Below are 9,307 nucleotides of genomic sequence, written 5' to 3' on the forward strand. Positions count from 1 at the left end.
TGTACCTGCCAGAGATGTTGATCTTTAATTATTGACTATATTGATTTCATTAGCCATTTTATTTATTTCATCTTCACGAAATTTTGCGATGAAGCTTGTACTTTAATGTCCAGCATTGTTTTATACTGTTTACATAGTATTTAATGGTGCTTTATGGACGCTGAGGAACTTTTGGAGAAATACGCGGCTGGGGAACGGAAGTTTCATTCTGTAAATCTGAGAGGGGTAGACCTAAAAGGTGCAAATCTTAGTGGAATAGACTTCTATAATGCAGATTTAACAGGGGTAGATTTAAATGATGCAAATTTGAGTAAAGCAAATCTTAACAACACAAATCTCACTAGGGCATCTTTAATAAATGCTAATTTGAGTGAGTTGGTGAACGGTTCTAGTTTAAACTTGACTTGGAGTGATTTAAGTAGTGCCAATTTGGGGAAAGCAAACCTACATAATGCTAATTTCAGTAATGCTAATTTGGATAATGCTAACTTGAGAGATGCTAATCTACAATCTACTAATTTCACTGAAGCTTCTTTGATAGATGCAAACTTGGCTAGAACTAACCTCACTTCTGCTAATTTTACTAATGCTAACTTGACAGATTGTGATTTGAGTCAAACAAACTTAAATAATGTGATACTCAAAAATACGAATTTCCAACGAGCAAAAATTAGAGGTGTTAATCTACCAAATAAAGATTTATCAGCTATGAATTTGGGTGAGGCTGATCTAGGTGCAGCCAATCTCAATGGTGTAAACTTCCGAAAAGCTTGTTTACAAGGAACAAATTTAGAAAGGGCAGATTTGCAAAAAACAGATTTAATGAATGCAAATCTGAATGGCGCAAATCTCAAAAAAGCAGATTTAACCGGCGCGAATATTTACGGCGCAACCTTTAAAAATGCAGACCTCACAGGTGCGATAATGCCAGATGGAGAAGTTTACACGACATCTACTGATTTAGAATTCGGTAAACAACCAGCACCATTAGAAAAAGTGATATCTATGACTCGTAAAGTAATCCGTACCGATAAAGCACCAGCACCAGTGGGACCATATAATCAAGCTATCGTCGCATCTGGACAAATGTTGTTTGTAGCTGGACAAATTGCCATTGATCCTCGACTCGGTGATGTTGTTTACACAGAAGATGTAGTTAAGCAAACTGAACAGGTAATGGCTAATCTTGAAGCCATTCTGACAGCAGCTGGTGCTACTTTCCAAGATGTCGTTAAAACTGGTGTATTTTTAGCTGATATGAATGATTTTGCCGCAGTGAATGCGGTTTATGCAAAATATTTTTCCGAAGATACAGCCCCAGCGCGTGCTTGTGTTGAAGTGTCACGTTTACCTAAAAATGTGCTAGTAGAAATTGACTGCATCGCAGTCATTAGTGGTTAAAGCATTTACAGCGGTTTTCATGTATTTGTACCACACGCTAATTTTTCTATTCCTTTCTTCCTTTGCGCCTCTGCGCCTCTGCGTGAGACCAAAAAAATGTGGTTCATTTACCCGAAAATCGCAGTAATATCTATTCGCTAAACTCTAGCAAACCGAGGTACAGCAACATTTTCTGACTGTTCCTGAATTTCAGCACCAAAATGCTTATCTATCAACGCCGGCACTTGTGCAGCTTGAATTTTACTATAACGAGTTTTATCTGGCATCACTAAATTTGGTCCTGCTTTACAGTTTTTCATGCAGCCGGTACCTTTAATAATTACATTATCTTCTAAACCATTATTTCTCAACTCAGATTCCAAAGCCTGACACAAAGCCTTACCACCGCGCTTCATGCAATCTGACTTTTGACAAACTAAAATCGTTTGTGTCTTACCTGGTTTTGGCTGATTCTGATTCTGTAATGCAGGTTGTTTACTCATCTCCTCACGCGCAGCCATGACACGTTCTGCTTTCAGTGTCAGCTTATCCTTTTTTGCGTCGTGCTGTTTTGTCCCCACAACTTGCAGCCAAGTTCCTTTAGGTAAACGCAAATCAAAAGTACTCCGTAAATGCTTGGCTAATTTCACATAACATTCACCTTCAGAAGTCCACAATAATAAGCCTTTAAGCTTATATCCGTCTTTGATCACAAAATCTAAAAACCGACCTTCCAGGCAAAATTCTGTTACTTCTGGCTGAGTATATATAGGCATTTTTTTGACCTCCGGTGAATGAAGAAAAGTTATTAGCCAATTAAAACTGTTGGTGACGAATACGCCAGCAATGTTCAAGAGTGCAAATCAGTTCTTGACGAGAAGCCGTGAATTGTCGAATCACGCTCCAAAGTTGAATAGCTGCTGTGGTACTGGCTATTTCTACTTGTAATGGCTGGTTAATTGCACAACCACAAGTAATATCCAACTCACGCAGACGTTGATATACTTGCCAACGATCTGCCCAATTCACCTCAACAACCTGCATTATTCCTGTTTCTGAGCTAAAAAATTTCAAGCGAATTGCCCTCAAAGTGCAACAAACTTGCAGTAAACGCAACAAGTGAACTCCCTGTTTGTAGGAGTTTGTGGAATTTAATTCTTCTCAAGTTATAACACACTAGTGAAAATTATTTGCATTAATTTTGCAAAAATATCTCACTTCTATGATGAAGAGATATTCCTCATGACATATGCATATTTAGTGGTATAAGTCAATAATGGTATTAGGTGCATACACCTAAATCAAATCGATTGTGAGCAGTTGACAAGAAGAAAAATTAATACTCACAGCCTTGAGAATGCCAAAATCTGCAAGATTTAATAGGCTTGCCGACATTTTTTTAAGTGTTAATATATAAAGACTTAACAGTTGAAAAATATAACTGTTTAAAAGCGAGGAGAACAATGTCTGATACTCAAATTTTGTTACAAGATTTCGGTCAAGTATATGACAATCCTGTATTACTGGATCGGAGTGTTACAACTCCAGTAGTTGAAGGATTCAATGTTGTATTAGCTAGTTTTCAAGCACTCTACCTACAATATCAAAAACACCATTTTGTAGTTGAAGGTGCAGAATTTTACTCGCTGCATGAATTTTTTAATACCAGCTACAAAGAAGTACAAGACCACATCCATGAAATTGGTGAACGGTTAAATGGTCTAGGTGGTGTACCTGCTGCCAGTTTTAGCAAATTAGCTGAATTATGCTGCTTTGAGCCTGAAACTGATGGCGCGTATGCAGCCCGGAAGATGCTAGAAAATGACCTGGTAGCAGAACAAGCAATAATTAGCGTCATTCGCCGTCAAGCTTCTCAGGCTGAGAGTTTAGGCGATCGTGGTACACGCTACCTTTACGAAAAAATCCTGTTAAAAACTGAAGAAAGAGCTTATCATTTGGCTCACTTCTTAGCTAAAGATAGTTTAACTTTAGGTTTTGTCCAACCTGCTCAAAACTAAAATTTACATCATCTCGATGATTATTACTTAGCATGAAGTCTAAATTAGCTTCTCAGACGATTAGGTGATGATCAATAGACATCTCCAAAAAAGATTGTAGTAGAGACGTTCCATGGAACGTCTCTACAAGGGTTTCAATTTATGCACATTTTTTCGGAGATGTCTATTTATGGCAGAGAGGGAAATATAGACCTTTCTGCCATTTTGATTGAATATCTGTATAAAAAAATGAGATTATTTTTAGGTTAAGTTCTTTTTAAGAAAAGAACTAATTAATAAATATTGTTATTTGCATTATCAAAATTATTTTGTGGCTACAAATGCATATAAATAATAGGAGTAAATTTATTCTGGAGTTATTGAAAATTTATCTTATTAATACTTCCCTAGTATTAAGATTACTTATTTTCTTCCTTCTTCCTTTTCAGGTATGATCAGGGGTTTAGAGCTTAAGTACACAGGTTTATTTCTGGTAAGTAGAAAGGCACAAAAAAACCGTAGACGCGCAGCGGCTTCTCGAAGAGTACTATGTAACGAAAAGTAAGGTTGCCCAAAAACCTCTTTCCTTCTGCCTCCTGCCTTGTCATAACGACAATTTTTAACGCCAACCTGACTTGAAAATAAGACCCCACCCCTAACCCCTCCCCGCTGTTTCGTGGAGGGGAATAAGAAGTTTTTTTTCATGTGTTCTGGTGTACGCAGTTCATGACGGCTACTTAGAAGTGACTTATATTACCCAAAGTGTAAGTCAACCAACCATTAAAAATGCCTGAAAAGCTTGTGGAATATGCTTTTTTTAAGTTTTAAGTTTTAATTGTTAATTTTTTTTAATTCTGCCCTGCGGTACTAGTCATGAGGTACTACATTACCTCTGGGACATAAAAACCTGGAAACCTTGATAATAAATGGCATGATGAGGGTTAAAGACCCTTAAAATAGTCAAGATTTGTATTCTTGTCATCTAAGGTAAAAACTATGCCCCGTCGTGAAGACCTCCGAAAAATTCTCCTGTTAGGTTCTGGACCAATTGTAATTGGCCAAGCCTGTGAATTTGATTATTCTGGAACTCAAGCCTGTAAAGCATTGCGAGAAGAAGGCTATGAAGTGGTGTTGGTTAATTCCAACCCTGCAACCATTATGACTGACCCGGAAACAGCCAATCGCACTTATATTGAACCGCTGACACCGGAAATAGTCGAAAAAGTTATTGCTAAAGAACGTCCAGATGCCCTATTACCAACGATGGGAGGACAAACAGCCCTCAACCTGGCTGTAGCTTTGGCGAAAAATGGCGTTTTGGATAAATACAACGTTGAGTTAATTGGTGCGAAATTACCAGCGATTGAAAAAGCCGAAGACCGAAAACTGTTTAACGAAGCGATGGCTAAGATTGGGGTAGCAGTCTGTCCCAGTGGTACAGCCTCGACTTTAGAAGAATCAAAAGCGATTGCTCGCCAAATCGGTACATATCCCCTAATCATCCGTCCAGCCTTTACAATGGGGGGTACGGGTGGCGGTATCGCCTACAACAAAGAAGAATTTGAAGAAATGGCACAAGTAGGTATTGATGCCAGTCCCGTGTCTCAAATTCTCATTGACCAATCTCTACTTGGCTGGAAAGAATATGAACTAGAAGTCATGCGTGACTTAGCAGATAACGTAGTGATTATCTGTTCTATCGAAAACATTGACCCTATGGGTATTCACACTGGGGATTCAATTACCGTCGCCCCCGCCCAAACCCTCACCGATAAAGAATATCAACGCTTGCGGGATATGGCAATTAAAATCATCCGCGAGATTGGCGTAGAAACTGGCGGTTCTAATATCCAGTTTGCCGTTAATCCCGTTGATGGGGATGTGGTTGTCATTGAAATGAACCCTCGTGTATCTCGCAGTTCTGCATTGTCTTCTAAAGCTACCGGCTTCCCCATTGCCAAAATAGCCGCTAAGTTAGCTGTGGGCTATACCTTGGATGAACTGCAAAACGATATCACCAAAAAAACTCCCGCTTCCTTTGAACCAACTATTGATTATGTGGTGACAAAAGTCCCACGTTTTGCTTTTGAAAAGTTTCCCGGTTCAGATCCTGTGCTGACTACACAAATGAAATCTGTTGGGGAAGCGATGGCTATTGGTCGAACATTTAATGAATCTTTCCAAAAAGCCTTACGTTCTCTAGAAACAGGACGCGCTGGTTGGGGTTGTGACAAAGCCGAAAAATTACCTAGTGGAGAACAAATTCGCGCCCAGTTACGGACACCTAACCCAGATAGAATTTTCTCTGTGCGTCATGCGATGCAACTAGGGATGACTAATGAGGAAATTTATGAACTAACGGCTATTGACCCTTGGTTTCTAGATAAATTGCAACAACTGCTAGAAGTAGAAAAATTTCTGAAACGTACTCCCTTAAAGCAGTTGACTAAGGAGAAGATGTATGCAATTAAAAGAGATGGGTTTAGCGATCGCCAAATTGCCTACGCTACCAAAACTCATGAAGATGAAGTTCGGGCATATCGCAAACAGCTAGGGGTGATTCCTGTTTACAAAACGGTGGATACCTGCGCGGCTGAGTTTGAAGCCTTAACTCCATATTACTATTCTACCTACGAAGAAGAAACGGAAGTTTTACCCACCGAAAAACCCAAGGTGATAATTTTGGGTGGTGGACCAAACCGAATTGGACAAGGAATTGAATTTGACTATTGTTGTTGTCACGCTGCCTATGCTTTACATGGTGCGGGCTATGAGACAATTATGGTCAATTCTAACCCAGAGACAGTTTCGACAGATTACGATACCAGCGATCGCTTGTATTTTGAACCCTTAACCAAAGAAGACGTTCTCAACATCATCGATACGGAAAACCCGGTGGGGATAATTGTGCAGTTTGGCGGACAAACACCACTAAAATTAGCGGTTCCCTTGCAGGATTATCTACACAAGTTAGAAAATTCCCAATCCCCAGTTCCGCAAATTTGGGGTACATCTCCTGATTCTATCGACATGGCAGAAAACCGCGAACGGTTTGAAAAAATTCTTCAAAAATTAAATATTGCCCAACCACCTAATGGTATTGCTAGAAGTTACGAAGATGCGTTGATTGTTGCTAAACGAATTGGTTATCCTGTCGTCGTGCGTCCTAGCTATGTGTTGGGGGGAAGGGCGATGGAAATCGTCTATTCTGACGCGGATTTAGAACGTTACATGACTTTTGCGGTGTTGGTGGAACCAGAACACCCGATTTTGATTGATAAGTTCTTAGAAAATGCCATTGAAGTTGATGTAGATGCGATCGCTGACCATACTGGCAGAGTCGTAATTGGTGGCATCATGGAACACATCGAACAAGCGGGGATTCACTCAGGCGATTCCGCTTGTTCCTTACCTTCTATTTCTCTCTCTCCAGCAGTGCTAAATCAAATTCGCACTTGGACGGTTCAACTAGCACAGGAGTTATCTGTTGTCGGCTTAATGAATATTCAGTTTGCTGTAGTTGGTGCAAATGGTTATTCTCCCCAAGTTTACATTTTGGAAGCTAACCCCAGGGCATCCCGTACAGTTCCTTTTGTTTCTAAAGCCACGGGTGTACAACTGGCAAAACTGGCATCCTTAATTATGTCGGGTAAAACCTTAGAGGAGTTGAACTTTACCCAAGAAGTCATTCCCTCTCATATTGCGGTGAAAGAAGCCGTATTGCCTTTTAATAAATTCCCTGGTACAGATACCATTTTGGGACCAGAAATGCGCTCAACTGGTGAAGTGATGGGCATCGATAGCGACTTTGGCCGTGCCTTTGCTAAGGCTGAATTGGCTGCTGGTGAACGTCTACCTCTCAAAGGTACTGTATTTGTGTCCATGAGCGATCGCGACAAATCCGCTGCGGTAGATGTGGTTAGAGAGTTTATGACTTTAGGCTTTACCGTTATGGCTACCCAAGGGACACGCCAAATCCTTCAAGAACAAGGGTTAGAGATTCAGTCAGTACTCAAACTCCATGAAGGTCGTCCCAATGTCCTCGATGCTATCAAAAACCAAAAAATCCAACTGATCATCAATACGCCTTCTGGGGAAGAAGCCCATACTGATGCGAGATTAATTCGCCGCACAGCTTTAGCTTACAAAATTCCGATCATTACCACAATCGCCGGGGCAAAAGCCACAGTCGCAGCTATCCGTTCTCTGCAAAATACCACTTTGGATGTAAAGGTCATTCAAGAATACTGCCCCATTAGTCAGTAGATAGGGTGATGAGATGATGGGATGATGGGGAGGTGGGGTGATGGGGTGATGGGGGGACGCGGGGACGCGGAGACACGGAGACGCGGAGACGCGGAGAAAATGAAGAATAACTTAAATCCCCAATCTCCAATACCCAATCTCCAATACCCAATTCCTCATCCCCAAAACATTAAGCAATTATTATGGGAGAACTATTATAGTTATCATTGAGATATTTTAACAAATATGAGAAAGCTATTTCCTGGGGTAGGAAATCGTTGTAAGTGCCTTCATATATATACTATTGGGTAAAATCACCGTAATAGCCGACTTTAAACAGCCACGAAATTACAGGTTTCTCGGTAGTCAAACTCTTCTCATAAATGTTACAATTGTTAATAATCCAAATAAAACCAAAAATGTTCTACTTGTTACCTTATATCTAACTCTAGGTACTTGTGATTACGAGGAAGTAACTGTAACGTCTAGCAGTTAATAGCCTCTTTTGACCAAATATTGAGTAGCCGAGTTTATCGAGCGTGTAAGTCGCAAACCTTAGTATGGTTTCCCAGCTTGACTGGATAGCACCCTAAGAAGGCATTTATAAATCAATGACCCTACTAGCAAACCCGTCATCACCAAAGAGTAGCGCCATGAAGACCGCTCAGACAGCCACAGACCTTGTGCGGACTTATCTGCGTGAGATTGGCCGTGTGCCACTTCTCACCCACGAAGAAGAGATTTGTTATGGTAAACAGGTGCAACGATCTACCAGCTTAAATGAAGTGAGAGAAAATCTTGCTCTTCAGTTAGATCGTGAACCGACGTTAGAAGAATGGGCTCAAGCAACAAAACTAGAACCAGCAGAGTTAAACGAATTAATCGCTGATGGTGAAATCGCCAAGCGCAAGATGGTAGAAGCCAATTTGCGGCTGGTTGTGTCTGTTGCCAAAAAGTACATTAAGCGCAATGTTGATTTGCTAGACTTGATTCAAGAAGGCAGCATTGGTATGCAACGTGGGGTAGAAAAATTTGACCCTACTAAAGGTTATAGATTTTCTACTTATGCCTATTGGTGGATACGTCAAGCCATAACTCGTGCGATCGCTGAAAAAGCACGCACTATTCGCTTGCCTATTCATATTACTGAAAAATTAAATAAAATTAAAAAAGCTCAACGCCAATTGTCACAAAAACTGGGACGTGCGCCCACAGCTACAGAATTGGCTCAAGAATTAGAACTGACACCTAAACAGGTGCGAGAGTGTCTAGAAAAAGCTCGTCTACCTTTATCTCTAGATTTGCGTCTAGGAGATAATTACGACACCGAACTCGGTGAAATGTTAGAAGATACAGGCGCATCTCCAGAAGATTTTGTGATGCAATCTTCCTTATCTTATGACTTAGAGCGTTTAATGGCAGAACTCACACCACAACAGAAGGAAGTGATTAAGCTGCGCTTTGGGTTAACCGACGGACAAGCCTTGACTCTCGCCAAAATAGGTGAACTTCTCAATATCAGCAGAGAAAGAGTTCGGCAAATTGAGCGCGAAGCCTTAACAAAACTTCGCAAATCTAAAACTAATATCAATGAGTATCTTGCTAGTTAGGGGACTGGGGAGATGGGGAGATGGGGGGACGCGGGGACGAAGAGATGGGGAGATGGGGAGATGGGGAGATGGGGA

General features: G+C 40.7%; 7 protein-coding genes. 4 read left to right on the forward strand and 3 right to left on the reverse strand.

Annotated features, from left to right (window positions below; genetic code table 11):
* Positions 1-153: 153 nt before the first annotated feature.
* Positions 154-1,401, forward strand: coding sequence for a Rid family detoxifying hydrolase (locus A9Y75_RS30330; protein ID WP_071188233.1), 1,248 nt, complete (start codon positions 154-156; stop codon positions 1,399-1,401).
* Between the two features lie 137 nt (positions 1,402-1,538).
* Here the strand turns inward: A9Y75_RS30330 and A9Y75_RS03860 are convergent, their stop codons facing one another.
* Positions 1,539-2,156, reverse strand: coding sequence for a (2Fe-2S) ferredoxin domain-containing protein (locus A9Y75_RS03860; protein WP_071188234.1), 618 nt, complete (start codon positions 2,154-2,156; stop codon positions 1,539-1,541).
* Positions 2,157-2,196: 40 nt separating this feature from the next.
* Positions 2,197-2,454 (reverse strand): Asr1405/Asl0597 family protein, encoded by a 258-nt coding sequence (locus A9Y75_RS03865; RefSeq protein WP_026104096.1) that lies wholly within the window; start codon positions 2,452-2,454, stop codon positions 2,197-2,199.
* 389 nt (positions 2,455-2,843) lie between these two features.
* On the opposite strand from A9Y75_RS03865, the gene A9Y75_RS03870 reads away from it, so the two are divergent.
* Together A9Y75_RS03870 and carB are read left to right on the forward strand one after the other, a co-directional pair.
* The gene (locus A9Y75_RS03870) at positions 2,844-3,398 is read left to right on the forward strand and encodes a Dps family protein (protein WP_071188235.1); all 555 of its coding nucleotides are present in this window, start codon (positions 2,844-2,846) and stop codon (positions 3,396-3,398) included.
* A 975-nt stretch (positions 3,399-4,373) separates the two neighbouring features.
* A complete protein-coding gene (carB, locus tag A9Y75_RS03880; RefSeq protein WP_071188237.1) occupies positions 4,374-7,643 on the forward strand; it encodes a carbamoyl-phosphate synthase large subunit in 3,270 nt (1,089 codons plus the stop codon).
* Here carB and A9Y75_RS28220 read toward each other — a convergent pair.
* Positions 7,633-7,794, reverse strand: coding sequence for a hypothetical protein (locus A9Y75_RS28220; RefSeq protein WP_177176096.1), 162 nt, complete (start codon positions 7,792-7,794; stop codon positions 7,633-7,635). The two genes, carB and A9Y75_RS28220, sit on opposite strands and share 11 nt — an antisense overlap.
* Before the next feature lie 481 nt (positions 7,795-8,275).
* Here A9Y75_RS28220 and A9Y75_RS03890 point away from each other — a divergent pair, with 481 nt between their 5' ends.
* Positions 8,276-9,232, forward strand: a complete 957-nt coding sequence (locus A9Y75_RS03890) for an RNA polymerase sigma factor, RpoD/SigA family (RefSeq protein ID WP_071188239.1) — start codon at positions 8,276-8,278, stop codon at positions 9,230-9,232.
* Positions 9,233-9,307 lie beyond the last annotated feature (75 nt).

The sequence above is a fragment of the Trichormus sp. NMC-1 genome, from assembly GCF_001858025.1.
Classification (GTDB): Bacteria; Cyanobacteriota; Cyanobacteriia; order Cyanobacteriales; family Nostocaceae; genus Anabaena.

What these genes read in the sequence shown, in the direction of transcription:
- A9Y75_RS30330 (WP_071188233.1), top strand. Translation starts at nt 154, where the DNA reads ATGGACGCTGAGGAACTTTTGGAGAAATACGCGGCTGGGGAACGGAAG.
- A9Y75_RS03860 (WP_071188234.1), bottom strand. Translation starts at nt 2,156, where the DNA reads ATGCCTATATATACTCAGCCAGAAGTAACAGAATTTTGCCTGGAAGGT.
- A9Y75_RS03870 (WP_071188235.1), top strand. Translation starts at nt 2,844, where the DNA reads ATGTCTGATACTCAAATTTTGTTACAAGATTTCGGTCAAGTATATGAC.
- carB (WP_071188237.1), top strand. Translation starts at nt 4,374, where the DNA reads ATGCCCCGTCGTGAAGACCTCCGAAAAATTCTCCTGTTAGGTTCTGGA.
- A9Y75_RS03890 (WP_071188239.1), top strand. Translation starts at nt 8,276, where the DNA reads ATGAAGACCGCTCAGACAGCCACAGACCTTGTGCGGACTTATCTGCGT.